This is a genomic window from Dyella marensis (genome assembly GCF_900112865.1).
Lineage (GTDB): Bacteria > Pseudomonadota > Gammaproteobacteria > Xanthomonadales > Rhodanobacteraceae > Dyella_D > Dyella_D marensis_A.
In genome coordinates, this window is record NZ_FONH01000003.1 from 218,563 (window position 1) to 242,920 (window position 24,358).

General features: G+C 69.1%; 22 protein-coding genes. 9 read left to right on the plus strand and 13 right to left on the minus strand.

The genetic code is table 11. The features are described from left to right. Nucleotides 1-28: 28 nt before the first annotated feature. The 8 genes from BM172_RS06610 to BM172_RS06645 are packed head-to-tail and all read right to left on the minus strand — an operon-like array spanning nt 29 to nt 9,086. Complete coding sequence (locus BM172_RS06610; RefSeq protein WP_035323743.1) at nt 29-1,792, minus strand: DUF885 domain-containing protein; 1,764 nt, start codon at nt 1,790-1,792, stop codon at nt 29-31. Between the two features lie 21 nt (nt 1,793-1,813). Beyond that, on the minus strand, nt 1,814-3,019 hold the full coding sequence (locus BM172_RS06615) for a M24 family metallopeptidase (RefSeq protein ID WP_026636090.1): 1,206 nt from the start codon (nt 3,017-3,019) through the stop codon (nt 1,814-1,816). Further along, nucleotides 3,016-4,617: an aldehyde dehydrogenase family protein gene (locus BM172_RS06620; RefSeq protein ID WP_026636091.1), complete on the minus strand. Its 1,602-nt coding sequence runs from the start codon at nt 4,615-4,617 to the stop codon at nt 3,016-3,018. The genes BM172_RS06615 and BM172_RS06620 overlap by 4 nt, the downstream gene beginning before the upstream one ends. Nucleotide 4,618: 1 nt before the next feature. Then, a complete protein-coding gene (locus tag BM172_RS06625) occupies nt 4,619-5,524 on the minus strand; it encodes a dihydrodipicolinate synthase family protein (protein ID WP_026636092.1) in 906 nt (301 codons plus the stop codon). After that, nucleotides 5,521-6,807, minus strand: a complete 1,287-nt coding sequence (locus tag BM172_RS06630) for an NAD(P)/FAD-dependent oxidoreductase (RefSeq protein ID WP_026636093.1) — start codon at nt 6,805-6,807, stop codon at nt 5,521-5,523. Before BM172_RS06630 ends, BM172_RS06625 begins: the two co-directional genes overlap by 4 nt. Then, nucleotides 6,800-7,045 carry a (2Fe-2S)-binding protein gene (locus BM172_RS06635; RefSeq protein ID WP_026636094.1) on the minus strand — a complete coding sequence of 82 codons (246 nt, stop codon included), beginning with the start codon at nt 7,043-7,045 and terminating at the stop codon, nt 6,800-6,802. Before BM172_RS06635 ends, BM172_RS06630 begins: the two co-directional genes overlap by 8 nt. After that, nucleotides 7,042-8,148, minus strand: a complete 1,107-nt coding sequence (locus tag BM172_RS06640) for an NAD(P)/FAD-dependent oxidoreductase (RefSeq protein ID WP_035323744.1) — start codon at nt 8,146-8,148, stop codon at nt 7,042-7,044. Before BM172_RS06640 ends, BM172_RS06635 begins: the two co-directional genes overlap by 4 nt. After that, a complete protein-coding gene (locus BM172_RS06645) occupies nt 8,145-9,086 on the minus strand; it encodes a 4-hydroxyproline epimerase (RefSeq protein WP_026636096.1) in 942 nt (313 codons plus the stop codon). The genes BM172_RS06640 and BM172_RS06645 overlap by 4 nt, the downstream gene beginning before the upstream one ends. Nucleotides 9,087-9,225: 139 nt before the next feature. Here BM172_RS06645 and BM172_RS06650 point away from each other — a divergent pair, with 139 nt between their 5' ends. Further along, nucleotides 9,226-9,954, plus strand: coding sequence for an AraC family transcriptional regulator (locus BM172_RS06650; RefSeq protein WP_035323745.1), 729 nt, complete (start codon nt 9,226-9,228; stop codon nt 9,952-9,954). Between the two features lie 103 nt (nt 9,955-10,057). Here the strand turns inward: BM172_RS06650 and BM172_RS06655 are convergent, their stop codons facing one another. The 3 genes from BM172_RS06655 to BM172_RS06665 all read right to left on the minus strand — a co-directional run bounded on the left by BM172_RS06655 (nt 10,058) and on the right by BM172_RS06665 (nt 11,740). After that, on the minus strand, nt 10,058-10,408 hold the full coding sequence (locus BM172_RS06655; RefSeq protein WP_026636097.1) for a YXWGXW repeat-containing protein: 351 nt from the start codon (nt 10,406-10,408) through the stop codon (nt 10,058-10,060). Nucleotides 10,409-10,479: 71 nt separating this feature from the next. Beyond that, complete coding sequence (locus BM172_RS06660) at nt 10,480-10,809, minus strand: YXWGXW repeat-containing protein (protein WP_026636098.1); 330 nt, start codon at nt 10,807-10,809, stop codon at nt 10,480-10,482. Nucleotides 10,810-10,936: 127 nt separating this feature from the next. Beyond that, a complete protein-coding gene (locus tag BM172_RS06665) occupies nt 10,937-11,740 on the minus strand; it encodes a M48 family metallopeptidase (RefSeq protein ID WP_026636099.1) in 804 nt (267 codons plus the stop codon). 111 nt (nt 11,741-11,851) lie between these two features. Here BM172_RS06665 and BM172_RS06670 point away from each other — a divergent pair, with 111 nt between their 5' ends. Then, nucleotides 11,852-12,454, plus strand: coding sequence for a TetR/AcrR family transcriptional regulator (locus tag BM172_RS06670; RefSeq protein WP_026636100.1), 603 nt, complete (start codon nt 11,852-11,854; stop codon nt 12,452-12,454). Nucleotides 12,455-12,474: 20 nt separating this feature from the next. After that, nucleotides 12,475-13,416 carry an alpha/beta hydrolase gene (locus BM172_RS06675; protein WP_051548895.1) on the plus strand — a complete coding sequence of 314 codons (942 nt, stop codon included), beginning with the start codon at nt 12,475-12,477 and terminating at the stop codon, nt 13,414-13,416. A 162-nt stretch (nt 13,417-13,578) separates the two neighbouring features. Here BM172_RS06675 and BM172_RS06680 read toward each other — a convergent pair whose 3' ends face one another. Next, nucleotides 13,579-13,914: a hypothetical protein gene (locus tag BM172_RS06680; protein WP_026636102.1), complete on the minus strand. Its 336-nt coding sequence runs from the start codon at nt 13,912-13,914 to the stop codon at nt 13,579-13,581. Nucleotides 13,915-14,103: 189 nt separating this feature from the next. On the opposite strand from BM172_RS06680, the gene BM172_RS06685 reads away from it, so the two are divergent. The 3 genes from BM172_RS06685 (at nt 14,104) to BM172_RS06695 (ending at nt 16,762) form a co-directional block, all read left to right on the plus strand. Then, nucleotides 14,104-15,159, plus strand: a complete 1,056-nt coding sequence (locus tag BM172_RS06685; protein ID WP_035323746.1) for a sensor histidine kinase — start codon at nt 14,104-14,106, stop codon at nt 15,157-15,159. Beyond that, nucleotides 15,156-15,932 (plus strand): LytR/AlgR family response regulator transcription factor, encoded by a 777-nt coding sequence (locus BM172_RS06690; RefSeq protein ID WP_026636103.1) that lies wholly within the window; start codon nt 15,156-15,158, stop codon nt 15,930-15,932. The genes BM172_RS06685 and BM172_RS06690 overlap by 4 nt, the downstream gene beginning before the upstream one ends. Before the next feature lie 203 nt (nt 15,933-16,135). After that, nucleotides 16,136-16,762: a YceI family protein gene (locus BM172_RS06695; RefSeq protein ID WP_035323747.1), complete on the plus strand. Its 627-nt coding sequence runs from the start codon at nt 16,136-16,138 to the stop codon at nt 16,760-16,762. 1 nt (nt 16,763) lies between these two features. On the opposite strand, the gene BM172_RS06700 is transcribed toward BM172_RS06695, so the two are convergent. After that, the gene (locus BM172_RS06700) at nt 16,764-18,239 is read right to left on the minus strand and encodes a MocR-like pyridoxine biosynthesis transcription factor PdxR (protein ID WP_026636105.1); all 1,476 of its coding nucleotides are present in this window, start codon (nt 18,237-18,239) and stop codon (nt 16,764-16,766) included. A gap of 194 nt (nt 18,240-18,433) precedes the next feature. Here BM172_RS06700 and BM172_RS06705 point away from each other — a divergent pair, with 194 nt between their 5' ends. From BM172_RS06705 to BM172_RS06715, 3 genes are all read left to right on the plus strand, one after another. After that, nucleotides 18,434-19,342, plus strand: coding sequence for a transporter (locus BM172_RS06705; protein WP_081805232.1), 909 nt, complete (start codon nt 18,434-18,436; stop codon nt 19,340-19,342). Between the two features lie 168 nt (nt 19,343-19,510). Continuing rightward, complete coding sequence (locus BM172_RS06710) at nt 19,511-20,641, plus strand: PepSY-associated TM helix domain-containing protein (protein ID WP_051548897.1); 1,131 nt, start codon at nt 19,511-19,513, stop codon at nt 20,639-20,641. 92 nt (nt 20,642-20,733) lie between these two features. Continuing rightward, the gene (locus BM172_RS06715; protein WP_026636107.1) at nt 20,734-24,201 is read left to right on the plus strand and encodes a methylmalonyl-CoA mutase family protein; all 3,468 of its coding nucleotides are present in this window, start codon (nt 20,734-20,736) and stop codon (nt 24,199-24,201) included. The last annotated feature ends 157 nt before the right edge of the window (nt 24,202-24,358 follow it).

Consider the following 24,358-nt stretch of genomic DNA (forward strand, 5'->3'; position numbering starts at 1 on the left):
GTTCCTCCCCGAAACCATGTTGTATTCGTTACGGCGCTTTCGCCTCCGCATACGGCGACTTGCCGCCGTCGGCGATGAAGCGGTCAACGCGCTGCTGCAGTACCGGCAGCGGCACCGAGCCGAGCGACAGCACCGTGTCGTGAAAGGCGCGCAGGTCGAAGCGTTCGCCCAGCGCCTTTTCCGCCTTGGCGCGCGCATCGACGATGGCCATCTCGCCCAGGTAGTACGACAGCGCCTGGCCCGGCCAGGCGATGTAGCGGTCCACCTCGGTCTCGATCTCGTGCTCGCTCAATGCGGTGTGGTCGCGCATGAAGGCCTGCGCCTGTTCGCGCGTCCAGCCCAGGTGATGGATGCCGGTATCGACCACCAGGCGGCAGGCGCGCCACATCTGGTAGCTGAGATAACCGAAGCGGTCGTAGGGCGTGTCGTACATGCCCATCTCCACGCCCAGCCGCTCGGCATACAGCGCCCAGCCCTCGCCGTAGGCGGAGATGTACGTATAGCGGCGGAAGTCCGGCAGGCCTTCGTGTTCGGCCGCCAGCGGCATCTGCAGCGCGTGGCCGGGCGCGGATTCGTGCAGGGTCAGCGCGGTCAGCGAATACAGCGGGCGCGAGGGCAGGTCGTAGGTATTGACCAGGTAGATGCCCGGGCCGCCGCGGCCGCCGGTATAGAACGGCGCCAGGTCCGGCGGCACCGGCTCGATGGCGAAGCGCTGGCGCGGCAGGCGGCCGATGTACTGGCCGAGCTTGCCGTCGACGCGCTTGGCGATCCAGGCGGCGTCCTTGAGCAACTCGTCGGCGCTCTTCGGATAGAACTTCGGGTCGGTGCGCAGATAGTGCAGGAACTGGGCGAAGCTGCCCTTGAAGCTGCTGTCGCGGATGGCCTCGTCCATCTCGGCGCGGATGCGCGCGACTTCCTGCTCGCCGATCGCGTGAATCTGGTCGGGGTCGAGCTCCAGCGTGGTGAACTCGCGGATCTGCGCCTGGTAGAACGCCTTGCCGTCCGGCATCGCTTCCGCCGCCAGGCTGGTGCGCGCCTGCTTCATATAGGTGTTGCGCATGAAGTCCAGCAGCCTGGCATAGGCCGGAACGACCTGGTCGCGCAGAGCGGCGTGCGCCTGCGCGCGCAACTGTTCCTGCGTGGCGGCGGGAATGCTGTCCGGCATCTTGCGGAACGGCGTGTAGAACAGGTTGTCGTCGCCCTTGGCATTGGCCACGTCGGCGATCGACTGGTCGCGCCCGGCCAGCGTCACCCGCGGCACGCTGAAGCCGCGCGCCAGGCCGGCGCGCATATTGGCGATCTGCTCGTCGAAGTAGCGCGGGATGTCACGCAGCTGGCCCAGGTAGCGACGGTACTCGTCCGCCGTGCGCATCGGCTTGCGCGCGGTGAAGCCGAGGTTGGTCCAGAACGCGGTGTCGCTGTTGAACGGCATTTCCCAGGTGCGGAAGCGCTGTCCGGCCAGCAAGGTCTCGACCTGGTTGCGGTAGACCGCATAGTTGACCGGGTCGTCGCCGTGCAGGTCTTTCGGGGGGATCGCATCGAGCTGCTTGAGCACGCCGGCCCAATAGCGCTCGCGTTGTTCCTGCGTGGCCGGATCCACCTTGGGCAGGCGGTCGGCTGCCTTGCCTGCGCCGTCCTCGTCGTCGCCGCCGGCGAACTGCGCCTGGCGCCACTGCCATTCCTGCGTGTAGATGGCGCGGAAGCGCATGTCCGCGTCGTCGGCGGCGTGGGCGAGGAGAGGAGCGATGGCGAGGCAGATGGCGCAGGTCAGCGTAGCGATCGGTCGTTTCATCGGCTCCTCTCCAGAGGTGGCTCAGGCGAAGGGCTGGTCGATGGCCGGCGACGGTGGCGTGAACCAGGCGGCGCCGTCGTCGGTGACGTAGAAGTGGTCTTCGAGGCGTATGCCGAAGCGCTCGGGCACCACGATCATCGGCTCGTCGCTGCAGCACATGCCGGGCCGCAGCGCGGTGCGCGAGCCGCGCACCAGGTAGGGCATCTCGTGGATGGCCATGCCGCAGCCGTGGCCGGTGCGATGGGGAATGCCGGGCAACCGGTAATCGGGACCGAGGCCCGCGCGTTCGACCACTGCACGCGCGGCATCGTCGACGGCGGCGCAGCTCACGCCCGGTCGCACGGCCTCGAACGCGGCGCGCTGCGCGGCCTGCTCCAGCGCCCAGATGCGCGCCTGCTCGGCCGTCGGCGTGCCGAAGGCATAGGTGCGGGTGATATCGGAGTGGTAGCCCTGCACCGTGCAGCCGGTGTCGATCAGCACCAGCTGGTCGCGTTCCAGGTATTGCTCGCCGGGGATGCCGTGCGGATAGGCGGTGGCATGGCCGAACTGCACGATGCAGAAGCTCGAGCCGTTGTCGGCGCCCATCGCGCGGTGCGCTTCGTCGATGAAGCGCACCAGCTCCGTGCGCGAAATGCCTTCGCGCATCAGGCCGGCGGCGAAGCGGTGCACTTCCAGCGTCATCGCGGTGGCCTGTTTCATCAAGGCCAGCTCGGCGGGCGACTTGCACATGCGGCAGCCGTCGACGATGGCGGTGGCGTCGGCAATGGGCTTGCCGCCGAGCACGGCGCGCAGGCGTTCGGCGACCAGGAACGGCGCCGCCGGATCCAGCGCGAGGCTGCCCGCGCCGCGTTCGGCAAGCGCGTCCGCGACGAGCTGCTGCGGGTCCTCGTGTTCTTCCCACAGGCGCACATCGGCCGGAACGCGCAGCACCGCGGCCAGCGAGCCGGCTTCGAAGCCGGGACAGATCAGGATCGGATCGCCGTGCGCGGTGAGCAGCATGCCGACCAGCCGCTCGCTGGCGCCCCAGGCTACGCCGGTGAAATAGCGCAGCGAGATGCCGGCGGTGACCAGCAGGGCGTCGATGCGCTGCGCGCGCAACAGCGCGCGGGCATGCTCCAGGCGATGCTGGTATTCGTCCGCGCCGATCGCCGGCGCGGTGGCCTGCCACGGGCGCAGGCGCGAACGTGCCTGGGCGAGATCGAGGCCGCCGATCTGGCTGGAACTCATGCCTGCTTCGTCTCCAGGTCGTCCACGCACCAGCAGCCATCGATCTGCCGCGCCACCCCGCCGGGGTTGTGGTCGCGCAGCTCGGGCGGCAGCAGGTGTTCGGGCACGTTGTCGTAGCTGTGCAGGGCGGCGAAGCGGCGGATCGCCGCCGGCATGCCCACCGCGGTGAAACCCGGATGGCCGGTGCTCGGATACGGGCCGCCATGGTTCATCGCCGCGCTCACCGCCACGCCGGTCGGCATGCGGTTGGCGATCAGGCGGCCGACGCGCGGACGCAGCGCCTGGGCGACGTCGTTCCACGCGGCATCGTCGGCGCTGTTCGCGTAGAGCGTGCCGGTGAGATTGCCCTCGAAGGCCGTCGCGACCTGGACCATCTGCGCGACGCCGTCGACCCGGACCAGCAGGCTGGCCGGACCGAAGGCTTCGGTCTGCAAAGCTTGCGGTTCACGCAGGAACTGCGTGGCATCCACTTCGAGCAGGGTCGGCGCATGGCGGTAACCGGGCGAGCCGGTGTCGCCGCCGGCCAGCAGTTGCGCGCCCGCCGCGCGCAGCGTGGCGATGCCCTTCTGCAGATGCTCCAGCACGCCGCCCGAGAACAGCACGCTCGGCGCCGCGGCGGCGAAATGTGCCTTGGCCGCTTCGACGAAGGCATCGCCGGCCTCGCCACGCGGCACGATCACCACGCCGGGGTTGGTGCAGAACTGGCCGCTGCCCATGGTGCAGGAAGTGAAGAACTCCTGCGCCAGTGCGATGCCGCGCTCGGCGAGCGCGCCCGGCAGCAGGAACACCGGGTTGACGCTGGACAGTTCCACGTAGGCGGGAATGCCCGCCGCATCGGCGGCGGCCTTCAGCGCGAGGCCGCCGGCGCGGCTGCCGGTGAAGCCGATCGCACCCAGGCGCGCATCGCCGGCGAGCTTTCCGCCGATCGCGTGATCGAAGTGATAGAGCATCTGCACCGATGCCGCCGGCAGCCCGGCTTGGCGCAGCGCCGCGAACGCCGCGCGCGCCAGCCGTTCGCTGGTGCCCGGATGCGAGGGATGCGCCTTGGCGATCACCGGATTGCGCGCGGCGATGGCCGAGGCGAAATCGCTGCCGGCGATCGCGTTGAAGGCGAACGGGAAGTTGTTGGGGCCGAACACCAGCACCGGCTTGCCCAGCGGCGCGAGGTGCGAGCGCAGGTTGGCGGCGGTGTCGATCACCGGCTGCGTCCACGCGTAGCTGCGCACGGCCTTGGCGGCGAGGCGCAACTGGTTGGTGGTGCGCGGCAGTTCCACCGCGGCGAGGCGGGGCTGTTTCGGCAACGCGGTTTCGGCATGGGCGATGTCGACCAGCGCTTCCGCATCGGCTTCGATCGCATCGGCATACGCTTCGAGGAAGGCTGCGATACGTTCCGGCGGCGTGGCGGCAAGCTCGGCGGCTGCCGCGGTCGCGGCGGCGAGCGCCGCCTCGACATCCGCCGCGCCGCAGATCGGGAAGGCCGGGCCGATCGCTTCGCCCGTGGTCGGATTCTCGGCGCGGAACTGGCCGACCGGCGCGCTTGCCGCGCGCCAGTCGCCATCGATCAGAACGGGTTGGACAGGAGCCGGCTGCGTAGTCATGTCACACCTTCGGTGCGTGGGCGATGGCGTGGTCGATCACGCGCAGCGCGGCTTCGCGTTCCGCGCCCGCCACGGCCAGGCGCGGTGCGCGCACCTGTTCGCTGCCCATGCCGACCTTGGCCTGCACCAGCTTGATCAGTTGCACGAAGGTCGGCACGGTGTCCAGGCGCAGCAGCGGCAGGAACCAGCGGTACAGCTCCAGCGCCGCATCGGCGCCGCCGTCGCGGGCCAGCTCGAACAGTTTCACCGATTCCTTCGGGTAGGCGTTGACCAGGCCGGCGATCCAGCCGCGCGCGCCCATCGCCACGCCCTCGACGATGGCGTCGTCCATGCCGACCAGCAGTTCCACGCGGTCGCCCAGCAGCGCGCGGATGCCGGCGAAGCGGCGCACGTCGCCGGAGGATTCCTTCACCGCCTGCACGTTCGGGAATTCGTGCGCCAGTTCGGCGATCTGCTCCGGCGCGAAGTCGGTCTTGTAGGCGACCGGGTTGTTGTAAAGCATGCACGGCAGGTCGGTGGCGGCGATCACCGCGCGCAGGTGCGCACCCATCTCGCGCCAGTCGGTGGAATACACGTAGGGCGGCAGCACCATCAAGCCCGAGCAGCCCAGCGCCTTGGCTTCCTTGGCCAGGCGCACCGCCTCGGCGGTGGACAGCGCGGCGATGCCGGGGATGACCGGCGCGCGGCCGTTCAGCGCCTTGACCAGGGTGCGGATGATCTCGACCTTCTCTTCGAAGCTCAGCGTGGCCGCTTCGCCCAGCGAGCCCAGCGGCACGATGCCGGTGCAGCCCGCGTCGATCAGCTGGTTGGCGTGCTTGCCGAGGAAGGCGTGGTCGACCTGGCCGTCGGCGGTGAAGGGCGTGGTGATGGCGGGAATCACGCCGCGCCAGATGGAAGCATTGCTCATGTCGATGACCTCGATGCGTCGGAAGAGGAAAGGGCGAGCCCCGCCAGGGTAGCGAGGCGCGCGGGAAACAGGGGCGGACGGCCGGCGCCGCGCGGGAAGCGGCCCAGTTCGGCCAGCGCGGTGCCGCAGATGCGGCCCTGGCAGGCGCCCATGCCGCAGCGCGTGGCGAGCTTGGCGTCGCGCGCGTCGGCGTAGCCGTCGAGGGCGCCCAGCGGGACGTCCTCGCAGCGGCAGATCAGGGTTTGTGGCGTGGCCAGCGCATGCACGCGCGCGCCGGGGGCGAAGTGCCTGGCCAGCAGCGCGCCGAAGCGGCGGGCGCGATCGCGTTCCGGCAGCAGGGCGCGCGCGTCATCCTGGTGGCCGGCAGCCATGTGGCCGGCGATGGCGCCTTCGATGCGCGCCACCGCAAGGCCGCCGATGCCGCAGGCTTCGCCCGCGGCGAGGATGGCCGGCACGCTGGTGCGCAGCAGTTCGTCCACCTGCACGTGCGGATGCGGGTGGCCGTGGTCGAGTGCGCAGCCGAGCAGCTGGGCGAGTTCGACGTTCGGCACCAGGCCATAGCCGACCGCGAGCAGATCGCAATCCACCAGCGAAGTGCCATGCGCGCCGTCGATCTCCACCAGGCGCAGCGCGTCTTCGCCATGCGCCTGGCGCACTACCGAACCGAAACGGTAAGGCACGCCCGCAAGCTTCGCGCGCAACAGCGCGGCCTGCGTAGCGCGTGCTGGCCAGTGCAGGAGCTGCCGCGCGAAGGCGTGCACGCTTTCGGCGGAAGCCTGTTCATGGATGCCGACCAGCTTCGCGCCATGCGCACGCAGCGTGGCGGCGGCGGCCAGCAGCAACGGGCCGCTGCCGGCGACCACCACGCGTTTGCCGGCCACCGGCCAGCCTTGCTTGGTCAGCGCCTGCAGGCCGCCGGCGCCGCTCACGCCGGGCAGCGTCCAGCCAGGGAAGGGCAGCAGCAGTTCGCGCGCGCCGGTGGCCAGCACCAGCGCGCCGTAGGTGAGCAGGGTCGAGCCTTGCGGGATTTCCACGCGCAGCGCGCCATCCTCGCTGGCGATCACGCTGTGCTGCGCCAGCAGGGTGACGCCATGCAGCGCGGCGATGGCTTCGCGTGCCGCGCGCGGCGCGTTCTTGCGCACGTCGTGGCGCCACACCTGGCCGCCGGCGCGCGGTTGCGCATCGAGCAGGCCCACGCGCGCGCCATGTGCCGCGGCCGTACCTGCCGCGGCAAGGCCGGCGGGGCCGGCGCCGACCACCAGCACGTCGTAGCGCTCAGTCATGGCTGTCCACCTGCATGCCGTCGCGCGCCGGGGTCATGCATGCGCGCTGGTGGGCGACGCCGTCGATACGCACGCGGCATTCGAAGCACACGCCCATGCCGCACAGCGGTGCACGCGCTTCGCCGCTGACCGAGGTGCGGAAATGCAAGGTCCAATGCGCCACCGCGGCGGCGACGGTGGCGCCATCCGGCACGTCCACCGGCTGGCCGTTCACCTGCAGGCGCACGCTGGCGCTCATGCCGCCATCCTCGATGGCGAGTAGGGAGCGGGATCGATCGCCGGCTGGCGGTTACGGATCAGGTCCAGCAGCAGGCGCGCGCTGCCCAGCGCGGTGGTGACGCCCAGGCCTTCGTGGCCGGCGGCGACCCATTGGTCGGTGCTGCCCGGCACCGCGCCCAGGTAGGGACGTCCATCCGGCGTGGTCGGGCGGAAGCCGGTCCAGGCGCGCACCGCCTGCAGTTCGCGCAGGGCAGGGACGAAGGAGAAGCAGCGTTCCAGCATCCGGCGCAGCATCGCCGGCGATACCGCGGCGTCGGTGGCGCTGAATTCGCGCGAGGAGCCGAGCAGGATCTGTCCGGTCGGGCGCGGTTGCACGTTGAAAGCGACGCTGCTGTCCGCGTCGCCGTGCGCACTGTCGGCGTAGCCCAGTTCCAGCAGCTGATGGCGGATCACGCCGGGATAGCGATCGGTGATCACCAGGTGGCCCTTGCGTGCGCGCATCGGCAACTGCGGCAACAGCGCGGGCAGGGCGCAGCCGGTGGCGACCAGCACGGGGCCGCTCAGCATCGAGCCGTCATCCAGCTGCGCGCCGCCGCGGCGCAGCGCCTGCACGCGGCGACCGGCATACAGCACCGCGCCGCGCGCTTGCGCGCGACGGACCAGGTGTTGCGCCACGCGCGGCGGATACACCACCGCCTCGCGCGGCACCAGCATGCCGCCGCTCATGCCGGGGGCGAGTTCCGGCTCCAGTTCGTAGAGTTGCTGCGCATCGAGCAGTTGCGCTTCCACGCCGGCAGCTCCCAGGCGCGCGGCGCGCGTTGCAGCGGACGCCAATTCGTTCTCGCCGCGCGCCACCCACAAGGTGCCGCAGCGGCTGAATTCGGCTTCCTTCAGATCGGCGAAGGCTTCCCACTGCCGCAGCGAATAGCGCGCCAGCGCCAGCTCGGCCGGATCGTCGTCCATCGCCACCAGATGACCCATCGCCGCCGCGGTGGCGCCGCCGCCGACCGGGCCGGGCTCGACGATCGCCACGCGCAGGCCGTCGGCGCTGGCCGCGTCCGCACAGGCCGCGCCGACGATGCCGGCGCCGATCACGATCAGGTCATAGCCGGCGACGCTCATTCGGCGCCGCTGCCCCAGGTGAAGGCATCCGCTTCGTCGAACAGCAAGGTGGAACGCGCCACCACATAGGCGCTGCCGGTGATGCGCGGCTTCACGCCGCGCGCGCCGAGCGTGTAGGTCGCCTCGAATTCGCTGCCCTCGCCGAGGATGCTTTCCTGGCGCCACACCTCGCCGGGCGCCAGCTTGCCGTCCGCGGCCAGGCAGGCCAGCTTGGCGCTGGTGCCGGTGCCGCAGGGCGAGCGGTCGTAGGCCAGGCCCGGGCACAGCACGAAGTTGCGGCCGGCCTTGCCGGGCAGGTCGGCGTTGATCTCGATATGGTCGATCTCGCCGCCTTCGGCACCGGTGATGCCTTGCGCTTCGAGCACGCGGCGGATCGCCTCGGTGTAGGCGGTCAGTTCGCGCTGGTGCCCGATGTCCAGCGGCAGCGGGGTGTCCTTGGTGATGAAGAACCAGTTGCCGCCCCAGGCGATGTCGCCGGTGACCTCGCCGTAGCCGGGCACGCTCACTTGCACGTCCTTGGCATGGCGATAGCTCTCCACGTTGTCGATCGACACGCGGCCGTCGGCGTGCAGTTCGGCGCCCACCGTGCCCACCGGCGTCTCGATCCGGTGCAGGCCGGGGCCGATGCGGCCCATGTGCTGCAGGGTGCGCACCACGCCGATGGTGCCGTGACCACACATGCCGAGGTAGCTGACGTTGTTGAAGAAGATCACGCCGGCACAGGCGTCCGCACTTTGCGGCGGCAGCAGCAGCGCACCGACCACCGTGGCCGAGCCGCGCGGCTCGCAGGCGATGCCGGCGCGCCAGCGGTCGAAGTCGCGGCGGAAGCGTTCGCGCTGTTCCATCAGCGTGCCGGCGCCGAGGTCGGGGAAGCCTGCGATGACGGTGCGGGTGGGTTCGCCGCCGGTGTGCGAGTCGATCACGTCGATGGTATGCATGACCGCCATGCTCGCCGCCGGGGTGGCGCAGCGTCTAGCAGGGCTTGGCATCGCTCCGTGCGGAAATCGGCACAATGCGCCTGGCCTGTTTTGTGCCATGCTGCGATTGCACAAGGCTTTACGACGAGGCGGACCCGCGATGGACATGAAGATTTCGGCCGACGAGCTGGAGGCGCTGTTCGACGCCTTGCCCGACGTGGTGTTCTTCGTGAAGGACAGCCAGGGCCGCTACACCCATGCCAACCTCACCCTGGTGCGCCGGCTGGGCCTGAAGCAACGCGCGGACGTGATCGGGCGCAGCGTGGTCGAGCTGTTTCCCGCCACGCTGGGCGGTTCTTACGCCTCGCAGGACCGGCGCGTGCTGGACGGCGAGGTGATCGAGAACCAGCTCGAAGTGCACATGTTCCCCAACCGCGTGCCCGGCTGGTGCCTGACCTGCAAGCGTCCCTTGCAGAAGCGCGGCGAAGTCCACGGCATCGTCGGCATCTCGCGCGACCTGGGCAAGCCGGACGGCCGCCATCCGACCTATGTGCGCCTGCGCCGCGTGCTGGCTTACCTGCAGGAGCACTACGCCGAAGGCGTGCGCGTGGCGAAGCTGGCGGAGCTGGCCGACCTGTCGGTGGCGCAGCTGGAGCGGCATTTCCGCCGCGTATTCCAGCTGACGCCGCAGCAGGTGCAGACCAAGCTGCGCATCGAAGCGGCGATGCGCCTGCTGCGTGGCGAGGAAAGCGTGGCGGCGATCGGCCTGGCCTGCGGTTTCGCCGACCAGAGCGCATTCGCGCGGCAGTTCAAGGCGACGGTGGGGATGACGCCGCGGGATTACCGGGCGATCGCGGCGGGGGCACCGCGCGCCGCGCCGGTGGCGTAATCGCGCAGGTTGGGGTGAGTCGAAGGCGAACCCCAACATAGCCACCTGCGAGCGCACCGCATCGTTGGGGTTCGCCTTCGGCTCACCCCAACCTACGCGTGCTTCAGCCGTTCACCCACACGCCGACGTTCAAATGCCAACCGTCGTTGTGGTGTTCGTAATGCGGATGGACGTAGTGGTAACCGGGCCGTTCGATTTCCCAGTGTCCCGGCACCGCGACATATTCGCGTCCGCTCCAGCGCCAGTAGCCGCGCGCCCACACATAGCCCGGGCGCCGCGCCGGTTCCACTTCCACCAGTCGTTCCGGCGGCGGTTGCGGTGCCACCACTTCGACCACTTCACGACGCACCACCGGGCGTTCGATCACCACGGGGCGGTCGTGCACTACGCGTTCTTCTACGCAACCGCTGGCGAGCATGGTCAGCGCGGCGAGCGCCACGATTCGAATCTGCATGGTCATTCCCTTCTTTGGTCAGCCAATAAAAAGCGCGGCTGCCGAGGCAGCCGCGCCGAAGTCGAACGGGCTCAATGGCCCCAGTAGCCGTCGTGGAAACGCCAGCCGCCGCGGTAGTGCTCCCAGCGCGGCTGGCGATAGACGTAGCCGTGGCGCGCCGGCATCCAGCGGCCGACCACCCACACGTGGCGGTGGGCATACGGATCCCAGCGCCAGTAGCCCGGCGCCCAGGCGTAGCCGACGCGCGGCGGCGGCACCACTTCGTAGCGCGGCGCGGGCGGCGCGACGTTGATCCCTACCGAGATCTGCGTGCGTGCGGCGGCGTCGGGGGCGTAGGCGGAAGCGCCCAGCCCGAGGCCCAGCGCGGTCAGCACGGCGAAGGTTCGTGCCAGCGTTCTCATGCGTTTCTCCTCGGCCACGCAAGGTGTGGCCCGCACGGAAAAACGGCGGCGGCCGGCGTCTGTTGACGCCGGCCGCGCGCTTCGTTCAGAAGCCGGTGAGGTTGCGCGGTCGAGCCCGGCCGCGACTTCAGAGCTTGCAGTTGGGCGTATGTCCGGCGGCGCGTGCCTGGTCGTATACCGGCATCAGCAGGTCGGCCTGCTTGCTGAGCGATTGCTGGCGGTTGTACGAGGCGGGATGGGTGGACATGAAGGCCGGCTGCTTGGCGCCGCCACCGGCCGCCGCGGCCATCTTCTGCCACAGGGTGGCCGCGGCGCGCGGATCGAAGCCGGCCTGCGCCATGTAGCGCTGGCCCAGCGTGTCCGCCTCGCTTTCCTGGGTGCGCGAGAACGGCAGCAGGATGCCCACCTCGGCGCCGGCGCCCAGCGCGGCGGCGGCGTAGCCGGCATTGGTGCCGCGGCTGGCGGCGTAGGCGCTGCCGGCGATCACCACTACCTGCGCGGCGAGCTTGTCGGACATGCGCTCGGCGCCGTGGCGCGACACCACGTGCGACAGCTCGTGGCCCAGCACCACCGCGAGCAGGTCCTGGTCGCTGGCCACCTTGAACATGCCGCGGTTCACGCCGATGCGGCCGCCCGGCAGGGCGAAGGCATTGGGGGTGTTGTCGTCGATGATCTGCACTTCCCACTGCTGCGTGTTCCACGGCGGCGGCAGCACCGCCTCCAGCGCATTGGCCACGCAGGTGGCGTAGGCGCGCTCCTTGGGCGAGTCGACGAACTTGCCTTTGGTGCGCATATCGTTGAACGCGGCCAGGCCGGCCTTCGACATGTCCGCGTCGGAGACCATCATCAATTGCTTGCGGCCGGTGGGCGAGGTGGTGCAGCCGCAGATCAGGGCGCCAAGAGCCAGCGCGAGCGGCAGACGGAATTTCATGCGTTTTACCTCCCTGGAAAACTGTCGCGAAGCATAACCTTGCGTTCCCTGGCGGGATTGTGTGCCAGGTCGGCACTTGAAAAGAACGAACGGTCGTTCTATTTTCCGGCCATGAACGCAACGACCGCCCCCGGCAAGCGCGCCGCCACCCGCGAGATGATCCTGGACCGGGCCTACGCCATGGCCTGCAACGACGGCCTGGAGGGCTTGTCGATCGGCACCCTGGCGCTGGCGGTGGAGATGTCCAAGAGCGGCGTGTTCGCCCACTTCGGCTCGCGCGAAGACCTGCAACTGGCGGTGCTGGAACTGGGCGCGCAGCGCTTCATGGACAACGTGCTGCTGCCGGCGCTTAAGACCCCGCGCGGCCTGCCGCGCCTGCGCAGCATCGTCGAGCACTGGTGCGACTGGGCGCATCGCTACGAGCGCGGCTGCGTGCTGCAGTCCGCCGTCGGCGAATACGACGGCCGCGACGGCGCCCTGCGCGACGCGGTGGTGCGCCAGCAGGCCGGTTGGCGCGGCCAGCTGGAGAAGGCGATCGGCCACGCCGTGGCCGAGGGGCATCTCGGCGCCGGCACCGAGGTCAGCCAGCTCGCCTTCGAGATCTACGCCTTCATGCTCGTGCTGCACCACGACGCCGGCCTGTTCGGCTTCGAGGAAGCGCGCCGCCGCACGCTGGCGGCGGTCGAGCGCCTGTTTGCCAGCTATCGCACCTGAATCCCCACGGGAGCCCCGCCATGCCACGCCCGCAACGCGCTCATCGTCCGCACGGTCGCCCCACGGCCGGTCTCCTGCTGAAACTCGGCGCCGTGCGCGCCAGCTTCGCCGTCGGCGGGCGGCTGGCGCCGCGCCGCACGGTCGACCGTGCCGCGCGCCTGTTCGCCACGCCCTTCGCCAGCAGCCGCAGCCGCGCGCTGGCGGCGCAGCCGGACGACGCGATGGTGCAGGGGGCTTTGAAGGTCGGCGACGAGATGATCGCCACCTATGTATGGGGCGATCCCAGGACCCAGCCCTATGCGCTGCTGGTGCACGGCTGGTCGAGCTTCGGCCTGCGCTACCTGCCGTGGGTGCAGCGCCTGCGCGAAGCGGGCCTGGCGGTGGTCGCGTTCGACCAGCCGGGCCACGGCCGCAGTTCGGGGCGCCTGTGCACGCTGCCGGATTTCATCGCCACCATCCTCGCCGTCGGCCAGCATTACGGCCATGCGGCGCTGGCGATCGGCCATTCGCTCGGTGGCGCCGCGCTGGCCCTGGCGCAGAGCGAGGCCTGGCTGGCGCGGCAGCTGGTGCTGATCGCACCCGCGGCCGACATGGAAGCCGCCACCGGCCGCTTCTTCCGCTTCGTCAAACTCGGCGACCACCTGCGCGAGGCGTTCTACGGCTGGCTGGAGCGGCGCACCGGCGTGACCGTGCGCGACCTGCAAGTGCACAAGCACCTGCCCGCGCTCGGCCAGTCCGGGCTGGTGGTGCATGACCTGGACGACCGCGACGTGCCATGGGAAGAGGGCGAGCGCTATGCCCGCTATTGGCCGGGCGCGCGGCTGCTCACCACCACGGGCCTTGGCCACCATCGCGTGCTCGACGCGCCGGAAGTGATCGAGGCAACCTTCGCCTTCCTGCGCGGCGAGACGGTGGGCGACCGCGTGGTGGCGACGCCGAACCTGCCTTACGGCGTCGCGTAGGTTGGGGTGACAACCCCAACGTCGTCACTTGCAAGCGCACCGTATCGTTGGGGTTACGGGCTGCATCGGCAGCCCGCCCTCCGGGCCATCCGCTACGCGGATGTTCGCTACGGCATCCTGCCTCCGCAGTCGCCTGTGGCTCACCCCAACCTGCGGGTGTGATTATCTGGGGGGCAGCACGCGTCCCGTGCGATAGCTGCGATAGCGGCACACGTCGAAGTTGCGTTGCACCAGCGTGCGCCCGTCGGCGAACGTCGCGCGCAGGTCGCGTCGGCAGCCTTCCTTGCCATCGAGCGCCACCGTGACGGCATTCCCGCCGCCGATCAGCGGGCGGTCGCCGATGGCGACATCGTGGAACGCCTCCGTCCCCGCCGGCGCGACAGCCAGCGTCACGAGGCTCGACGGCGCGTCGTTGTAGACCTCCAGATAGCGCGTCTGCGCGCCGGCCACGGCCGGCAGCAGGGCGCAGGCGCACGACAACACGATGCGATGGATCATGGCTTCCTCTCCGCTGGACGCGCCGCAACGGCGGCGCTGCTGCGGATTGGGATGCGAAACGGCGGACCAAGGTGGCCGATCCGGGACGGATCGTAGCCGGCGCGGGACGAATGGCAGCCGTGACCTGCGAATCTGTTCCCGCGCGGCTTCGCCTGTGTAGGATGCGGACGCCCTGGAGGAGGAGTGCGGATGCGATTCTGGCGTTACCTGGCCGCGTGGAGCGTTCCGGCGGTGCTGTTCGCCATCCAGGGCTACAGCATGGACGCCATGCGCGGACACACCTGGAACGCGTCCGACTACATCCGCTGGGCGATGGTGCAGTGGTACACGCTGGCGGTGCTCGCGCCGGGCGTGTTCGCGCTGGCGCGGCGTTTTACCGTCGACTCCACTGCGCAATGGCGCTACCTGCCGGTGTACGTCGCCGGCAGCCTGGTCTTTTCGGCCTGTGCCGTGCTGATCGGCGCCATGCTCGGCAATCTGCTCGAACCCGGCCATCCGCCGTTCGATGACCAGCTGCAGCAGTTCATCGACAAATACGTCTTCATCGACTTCTTCATCTACTGGGTGCTGGTGGTCGGCTGGCATGCGCTGCGCTTCTTCCGCGAGAAGGACCGGCGCGCCGACCAGTTGCAGGCGCTGCTGGCGCAATCGCGCCTGCAGGTGCTGAAGATGCAGCTGCAGCCGCATTTCCTGTTCAACACGCTGCATGCGATCACCACGCTGATCCGCGAGGAGCCCGAAGTCGCCGAGGACATGCTGCTGCGCCTGAGCGAGCTGCTGCGGGTGTACCTGGACGAAGACCGCCACGAGATCGCGCTGGCCCGCGAGCTGGAACTGCTGGATCTCTACCTCGGCATTCAGCGCGTGCGCTTCAAGGACCGCCTCGATGCGCGCGTGGATGCGGCCGTCTCCGCGCTCGGCGGCGCTGTGCCCGGCCTGATCCTGCAGCCGCTGGTGGAGAACGCCATCCATCACGGCGTCGGCCGGCATGCCGGCAGCGACACGGTGGAGGTGTTCGCGCATCGCGACACCGACCACCTCTACCTGGAAGTGCGCAACCGCAATGGCACGCTGGAAGTGACGCCGGACGAGGCGTTCACCCGCGGCATCGGCCTGTCCAATACGCGCCTGCGCCTGAAGGAGCTGTACGGCGACGCCGCCTCGGTCTACATCGATGCGCTGTCGCCGCGGGGCGTAACCTGCCGCCTGCGCCTGCCGTTCCGCGCGCTCGGCGCGGCCGCATGAGCATCCGCGCGCTGATCGTGGACGACGAGCCGATCGCGCGGCACAGCATCGCGCGCCTGCTGCGCAAGGAGGCGGAGATCGTCATCGCCGGCGAATTCGGCGACGGCGCCAGCGCGCTGGAAGCGATCCGCCGGCTGCGGCCGGACCTGGTGTTCCTGGATATCCAGATGCCGGAGATGACCGGCATCGATGTCGCCGCGGCGCTGGGCGAGGAAGAGCTGCCGGCCACGGTGTTCGTTACCGCCTACGAGCAGTACGCGGTGCGCGCGTTCGAAGCCAACGCCGTCGACTACCTGGTCAAGCCGTTCAGCCGCGAACGCTTCGATGCCGCGTTGCGCCGCGTCCGCAAGCGCCTGGCGGGCGAGGGCGGCGATGCCGCGCCAGCGCGGGTGTGGCAGGCGCTGGCCGAATTGCGGCGCGAGCAGGCGTATGCGCGCCGCCTGCCGATTCCCGTGGATGGCAGCGTGATCCTGCTGGAGGTGGCGCGCATCGACTGGATCGAAGCCAACCGCAACTGCGTGCGCCTGCACGTGGGCAAGGACACCTACGAGTTGCGCGAGACGATGGCAGCGCTGGAGGAGCGCCTCAGCCCGCGCCAGTTCGCGCGCGTGCACCGCTCGGCGATCGTCAATATCGATCGCATCCAGGCGATCCATCCGTGGTTCAAGGGCTACCACATGGTGGTGCTGAGCACGGGGCAGGAGCTGCGCATGAGCCGCTACCAGCACGATGCGTTCCGCGAGCTGGTGCGGCTGCAAGGGCGGACGCCGTAGCGGAGGCCGCGTCGAAGGGGCCAGCAGGGATCGGGCGCGTTGAACAGATGCAGACCTGGCCGGGGCCTGCCTGGTCGATGTTTGCTCCGGTCGAGCGCGACCCGCCAGTAATGACATGTCGATTTCGGGGGAGCTGTTTCGTCGCCTAGGCAAGTCGGCGATCCTGCCGGCGGACAAACCACACACCACAAGGAATGCCGACCATGCACGCCATCGCCCACCGTCCCCTGCGCACCCTGATCGCCGCCGCCGCCCTGGTCCTGGCCGGCGCGTCCGCGCACGCCGCTTCCGCTACCTACATCATCGATCCCACCCACACCTATCCGAGCTTCGAGGCCGACCACTTCGGCGGCCTGTCGGTGTGGCGCGGCAAGTTCAACCGGACCAGCGGCAAGATCACGCTGGACAAGGCCGCCGGCAGCGGGACGGTGGACATCACGGTGGACATGAACAGCGCCAACTTCGGCCTGGACAAGATGGACGAAGCGGCGCGCGGCCCCGAGCTGTTCGAGACCGCCAAGTACCCGACCGCCACGTACAAGGGCAAGCTCGCCGGCTTCGTCGACGGCAAGCCGACCAAGGTGGTTGGCGAGCTCACCTTGCATGGCGTGACGCGCCCGCTGGAGCTGGCCGTCAACTCGTTCAAGTGCATGCCGCATCCGCTGCTCAAGCGCGAACTGTGCGGTGCCGATGCCAGCGCCAGTTTCCAGCGCGATGCGTTCGGCATGAGCGGCGGCAAGGACTACGGCTTCAAGATGGATGTCGCGCTGCGCATCCAGGTCGAGGCCATCGTCGATGAAGCGGATGCCAGGAAAGTCGCCGTACGCTGATTCACAGGCAGCTCTTCAGCCGGCGCACCGCCTCATCGAGCGCGCGTGCGTCGGCGCCGCCGTAGCCGAGGATCAGGCCGCCGCGCGCGGGCGGCTCCGCGTAGCACGGCGACAGCGGCCGCGCGGAAACGCCGACCTGGGCGGCGCGGCGCGACAGCGCGATGTCGTCGATGTCCGGCGGCAGCAAGGCCACCAGCTGCATGCCGGCTTCGGCGCCGATCACTTCCAAATGCTCCGGCAGGTGCGTGCGGATGGATGCGACCAGGGCCGCGCGGCGTTCCGCGTACAGCACGCGCATGCGGCGGATGTGCCGCGCGAAATGCCCTTCGCGGATGAAGTCGTTCATCGCCAGCTGCGGCAAGGCGGCGGTGCAGGTGTCCAGCGCGTCGCGGCAGGCGGCGAAGGTGCCGACCAGGTCCTTCGGCACCACCAGGTAGCCCAGGCGCAGCGAAGGGAACATCACCTTGCTGAAGGTGCCGACGTAGATCACGCGCTCTTCCGTATCCAGGCCCTGCAGCGAGGCGACCGGGCGGCCGCCGAAGCGGTACTCGCTGTCGTAGTCGTCCTCGACGACCCAGGCATCGGCGCGCGCAGCCCAGCGCAGCAGCTGCATGCGCCGCGCGGCGCTCAAGGTCATGCCCAGCGGGAACTGGTGCGAGGGCGAGGTATAGACCAGGCGCGCATCCGGCGCGCGGCGGATGCCTTCGGCCACGTCCAGGCCTTCCTGGTCCACCGGCACCGGCACGATCCGCGCGCCGATGGTGCCGAAGGCCTGGCGCGCGCCGGGATAGCCGGGGTCTTCCAGCCAGGCGCGGTCGCCCGCGTCGAGCAGGGCATGTGCGCAGATCTGCACGCCCTGCTGCGAGCCGGTGGTGATCAGTACCTGCGCGGCATCGACGCGCACCGCGCGCACGGCGCCCAGGTAATCGGCGATGGCCTCGCGCAGCAGCGGGCAGCCGCGCGGATCGCCGTATACCAGCGACTCGGTGCTCGGCGCCCGCGCATGCCGGTTGAGCAGCTTGGCCCACAGCGCCGAGGGGAAATGCTCCAGCGCCGGCAGGCCGACGCGGAACGCGCCCTGGCTGTCCAGCCAGGTCTGTTCCGGCGCGCGCATGGTGGCCACGCGCTGTGCCACGCGGCGGGTGGCATCGCGGCGCGCGACCGGGACAGCGGCCAGCCTGGGGCGGGAGGGCTTCGGCGCCGCCGTGGGAATCGACGGCGCCACGCGGGTGCCGGCGCCGACAAAGCTCTGCAGATACCCTTCCGCCAGCAGCTGCTCGTAGGCGCTGAGCACGGGCAGGCGCGACACGCGCAGTTCCGTGGCCAGGCTGCGGGTGGACGGCACGCGCTGGCCGGGGCGCAACTGCCCGTCGGCGATAGCGCGGCGGAACCACTCCGACAGCTGCTGGTAGATCGGCACGCCGCTGCCGGCTTCCAGGGCGATCGGCGGGAGAAAGGACGTGGACGCACGCGGCATGGCGGCAGGCCTCAAGTGGTCATGCCGGATGATAGCCAAGTGGCTATTCGCCCGGGCCACTGCCATTCGTAGTGTTGCGCCGCGGCCGGGTGGCCGGGCCTGAGGTGGAGGCGGACTTGAGCGTGGGGTACGGCGTGAGGCGCAGGATCAAGAACAGGGCGATCGGATGGCTGCTGGGCGCGTTGGCATGCGTAATGGCAACTGTTGCCATGGCGCAGGACGCGGGCGTGCCGATCCGCCAGTCCCGCGACGACGCCTGGTGGACCGGCCCCATGCTGGCCAACGGCGCCGAGACCCTGCCGCAGGGCCATATGCTGATCGAGCCCTACATCTATGACGTGACGACGCCGGGCGTGGACGCGTTCGGCTCGCGCGCCTACGTGCTGTACGGCCTGACCGACCGCCTGACCGTCGGCGCCATCCCGATCATCGGCTACAACCGCGTGAGCGGCGCGCCGAACAGCTCCGGCATCGGCCTGGGCGACCAGATCCTGCAGGCGCAGTACCGCTTGCGCCGCTTCCACGAAGGCAGCTGGTTGCCCACCGTATCGCTGATGCTGCAGGAGACAGTGCCCACCGGACGCTACGACCGCCTCGGGCAGCGGCCCGCCAACGGCATGGGCGGCGGCGCCTACGCCACCACGCTGGGCGTCAACATGCAGAGCTATTTCTGGATGCCCAACGGGCGGATTCTGCGTGCGCGCCTCAATGCCACCACCACCTTTGCCGGCGGTGCGCGCGTCGAGGGCGTCAGCACCTACGGCACCAGCGAGGATTTCCGCGGCCATGCGCGCGCCGGCGACAACTTCTATGTGGGCGCGGCGCTGGAATACAGCCTGACCACGCGCTGGGTGCTGGCGCTGGACCTGACCTACAGCCACAACGGCAACACCTGGGTGAGGGGCTATGACGTGGTGCCGGGCCTGGAGCCGGTGCGGGTGAGCAAGCGCTTCGGGCGCAGCGACGCGGTCGGCTACGCGCCGGCGATCGAATACAACTGGTCGCCCAATATCGGCCTGCTGTTCGGCGTGCGGGTGATTGCGGGCGGCAACAACGTACAGCGCTCGGTAACGCCGGCCATCGCGCTCAACTACGTGCGGTAGGTTGGGGTGAGCCGCAGGCGAACCTCAACGGAGGCACAGACGAAGCGCCACGTTGGGGTTCGCCTGCGGCTCACCCCAACCTACGTCAGCGTTGTCTCGCGGCAAAGATGCGAACCATTCTCATCCCTGTGCTAAGGTCGCGCCCCAGCTTCCACGCCGCCGCGACCCATGACCGTCCCGTCCCAGCCATCCGTGCGCCACCCCTGGCGCCCCCGCGACCTGCTGCGCAAGTTGCACCTGTGGCTGGGCCTGAGCGTGGGCCTCGCCTTCGCGGTGCTGGCGCTGTCCGGCACGGTGCTGGCATTCCAGACCGACCTGCTGCGCTGGCGCCACCCCGAACTGTTCGGGCATGCCTTGCCAACTCCCGCGCAACGCGCGGCGATCCTCGAACGCATCCACGACGCGCACTGGCCCGCACCACTGCGCAGCATCGATACGCCAACCGCCGAATTGCCGGTGTGGCAGCTGTCGCTGGCAGGCGAAAAACGCGTTTATCTCGATCCAGCCGACGGCCATGAACTGCTCACCCGCTCCAAGGACCACGACCTCGTGCTCTGGCTGCGCGACCTGCACACCCATCTGCTCAGCGGCAAGAACGGCGAAACCGCGCTCGGCATCCTGGGACTGGCGGAACTGAGCCTGATCCTGATCGGCCTCACCCTGTGGTGGCCGCGCCGCGGACATTGGCGCCATGCGGTGCGCATGTATGCGCAACCGCCGACACGGCGCTGGCGCAGCTGGCACCAGAGTGTGGGCGCCATGCTGTTTCCGTTGCTGCTGCTGAGCACGCTCACCGGCATCACCCTGATCTACAAGGACACCACGCGCAGCGTGCTCGCCGCCGCATTCGGCGACCGGCAAGGTCCGCCTTCTAAGGCGAGGGCGTTGCCGCCGCGTGACATGCCGCTGCAATGGGCCGCCTCGCTCGCCGCCGCACAGGCCGTGCTGCCCGATGCGGAATTGCGCCGCATTACCTTGCCCAGCGAAAAGAACGCCGCGCTCACCGTCCGTGCGCGCGGACCGCGTGAATGGAATGCCGTCGGCCGCAGCGTGGTGGTGATCGATCCGTACAGCGCGACGGTGCTGTCGGTGTACGACGCGCAGGCGCAGGGCGGCGGCGCGCGGCTGATCGACAAGCTGTACCCGGTGCATGCCGGCCAGGTCGGCGGCGTGCCGTGGCAACTGCTGATCGGCGTCGTCGGCGTGTTGCCGGCATTCTTCCTGGCCACCGGTTTCCTGTTCTGGCGTACGCGTCGGCGTCATCTCAAGCACGCGCAGCACATGCTCGGCAAGGCCTGATCGATACGCCTTCGTCCACGCGTCGCAGCAAGCGCTTAACAGCGTTCCACACTAGAATTGCGCGTCTTACGCAGATCCAAGTTGGAGTCGCCATGAGTTCCCCCGCCCAGCACGTTTCCGCCAGTGCTGCAGTGCACGAAGGTCGTCCCCTGCGCTTCGTCACCGCCGCCAGCTTGTTCGACGGCCATGACGCGGCGATCAATATCATGCGCCGCATCATCCAGTCGCAGGGCGCGGAAGTGATCCACCTGGGCCATAACCGCTCGGTGGAGGACGTGGTCCGCGCTGCCCTGCAGGAAGACGCCGACGCCATCGCGCTGTCCTCGTACCAGGGCGGCCACGTCGAGTACTTCAAGTACATGGTGGACATGCTCAAGGAACACGGCGCCGCGCATATCCGCGTCTTCGGCGGTGGCGGTGGCACCATCACCCCGGAGGAAATCCGCGAACTGCAGGCCTACGGCGTGGAGCGCATCTACCACCCGAACGACGGCATGAAGCTCGGCCTCACCGAGATGATCGAGGACGTCATGCGCCGCACCCGCGAGGCCGCCGACCAGCGTGCCGGCGCGGAGCAGGCCACCGCCGTCGCGCCGCGCGTGGACATCGACGACGAGATCTCGATCGGCCACATGCTGTCCTCGATCGAGGAAGGCCAGCTGCCCGAGGCGGAACTCGACCACCTGCGCAAGCAGTGGAAGATGGCCGGCAAGCAGACGCCGGTGCTCGGCGTCACCGGCACCGGCGGCGCGGGTAAGTCCTCGGTGGTGGACGAGCTGCTGTTGCGCTTCCTGCACGCGTTCCCGGACATGCGCATCGCGGTGCTGGCGGTCGACCCGACCCGCCGCCGCAGCGGTGGCGCGCTGCTGGGTGACCGCATCCGCATGAACTCGTTGCGCAGCCATCGCGTGTACATGCGCTCGATGGCCACGCGCCGCCAGCACGCGGCCACCAGCGTGGTACTGCATGACTGCATCGATTTCCTCAAGGCGCAGCCCTACGACCTGGTGATCGTGGAAACCGCTGGTATCGGCCAGAGCGATTCGGAGATCGTCGACCTGGTCGATTTCCCGATGTACGTGATGACCAGCGACTACGGCGCGGCCAGCCAGCTCGAGAAGATCGACATGCTGGACTTCGCCGAACTCGTGGTGCTCAACAAGTTCGACAAGCGCGGCGCCGAAGACGCGCTGCGCGACGTGCGCAAGCAGTGGAAGCGCAACCGCACCGCGTTCGCCCTGAAGGACGACGAAGTGCCGGTCTATCCGACCATCGCCAGCCAGTTCAACGATCCGGGCGTGACCTGGATGTTCGCCAACCTGTGCCGCCTGCTGCGCGACAAGCTCACCCTGCCGGCGCCGAAGTGGACGCCGGAGCTGGACACCTCGCTGAAGGAGCCGCGCGCCACCGTGCTGATCCCCGGCAGCCGCGTGCGTTATCTGGCCGAGATCGCCGAGCAGGGCCGCGGCATCAATGCCGGGATCGAGCGCGAGGCGGAATTCGCCAGCAAGGCGCAGCACTACTACGAGTCGCTGAAGGACCTGGGCGATGCGCGCCTGCCGCGCGAGCTGGCGCGCTACGACAGCCAGTCGCTGCACGAGGAGGGCGCCGACCGCACTCTGCTCACGCTGCGCCAGCGCTACAACCAGGCGGTGAAGGAACTGAGCCACGAAGCCGTGCACCTGCTGCACGACTGGCCGGCGCGCTACAAGTCGGTCACCGACGAGTACAACGAATACAAGGTGCGCGACAAGACCATCCGCGTCGAGAACTATCGCGAATCGCTCAGCCACCAGAAGATCCCCAAGGTATCGCCGCCCAGGACCAAGGACTGGGGCGACCTGGTGCGCTTCCTGATGCGCGAGAACCTGCCGGGCTATTACCCCTATACCGGCGGCGTGTATCCGTACCGCCGCACCGGCGAGGATCCCACCCGCATGTTCGCCGGCGAAGGCACGCCGGAACGCACCAACCGCCGCTTCCATTACCTCAGCCAGGGCGGTGCGGCCACGCGCCTGTCCACCGCGTTCGACTCGGTCACGCTGTACGGCGAAGACCCGGCGCCGCGCCCGGACATCTACGGCAAGATCGGCAACTCCGGCGTCAACGTCGCCACGCTGGACGATATGAAGAAGCTGTATTCCGGCTTCGATCTGAGCGCGCCCAGCAGTTCGGTGTCGATGACCATCAACGGTCCGGCGCCGATCATCCTTGCGATGTTCATGAACACCGCGATCGACCAGAACATCGAGAAGCACCTCAAGGCCGATCCGGCACGCTGGGCCGAGGCGCAGCAGAAGATCGCCGCGCTGCAGTCGCACGGCGGTCCGCGCTATTCAGGCGAGCTGCCCAAGGGTAACGAGGGCCTCGGCCTGGGCCTGCTCGGCATTACCGGCGACCAGCTGGTGGATGCGCAAACCTATGCGCGCATCAAGGAAGAAACCCTGCAGATCGTGCGCGGCACGGTGCAGGCGGACATCCTCAAGGAAGATCAGGCGCAGAACACCTGCATCTTCAGCACCGAGTTCGCGCTGCGCATGATGGGCGACATCCAGCAGTATTTCGTCGATCACAAGGTGCGCAACTTCTATTCGGTGTCGATCTCCGGCTACCACATCGCCGAGGCCGGCGCGAACCCGATCAGCCAGCTGGCCTTCACGCTGTCCAACGGCTTCACCATCGTCGAGTACTACCTCGCGCGCGGCATGCACATCGACGATTTCGCGCCGAACCTGTCGTTCTTCTTCTCCAACGGCATGGACCCGGAATACACCGTGATCGGCCGCGTGGCCCGCCGCATCTGGGCCCGCGCCATGCGCGAGCGCTACGGTGCCAGCGCGCGCAGCCAGATGCTGAAGTACCACATCCAGACTTCCGGCCGCTCGCTGCACGCGCAGGAGATCCAGTTCAACGACATCCGCACCACGCTGCAGGCGCTGTATGCACTGTTCGACAACTGCAACAGCCTGCACACCAATGCCTACGACGAGGCGATCACCACGCCGACCGAGGAAAGCGTGCGCCGCGCGGTGGCGATCCAGCTGATCATCAACCGCGAGCTGGGCCTGAACTTCAACGAGAACCCGTGGCAGGGCAGTTTCGTGGTGGACGCGCTCACCGACCTGGTCGAAGAGGCGGTCTACCGCGAGTTCGAGGCGATCAGCGAGCGCGGCGGCGTGCTCGGCGCGATGGACACCATGTACCAGCGCGGCAAGATCCAGGAAGAGTCGATGTACTACGAGCAGAAGAAGCACGACGGCAGCCTTCCGCTGATCGGCGTGAACACCTTCCTGCCCAAGGACCACGGCGGCGAGATCGCCACCGAGATCGAGCTGATCCGCTCCACCGAAGAGGAGAAGGGCCAGCAGATCGACAACGTGCAGGCCTACGCCAAGGCCCGTAACGGCCTGGCCCCGGAGAGCCTCAAGATCCTGCAGAACACCGCGCGCGAACGCCGCAATGTGTTCGAGCAGTTGATGGAGGCGGTGAAGTACAACTCACTGGGGCAGATCAGCCACGCCTTGTACGACGTCGGTGGCGAGTATCGCCGCAACATGTGACCGGAAGGGGCCGCAAGGCCCCTTCTTTTTGCGCATGCCTCAAGCTGGCACCCCTCTCCCCGCCGGGGAGAGGGCAGGGTGAGGGGCCGTTCTAGCGACAACGCTGCTTCCGAAGGACGCGCACTTGGATAACGACGGCGAGATCCTGTGCGAAGAA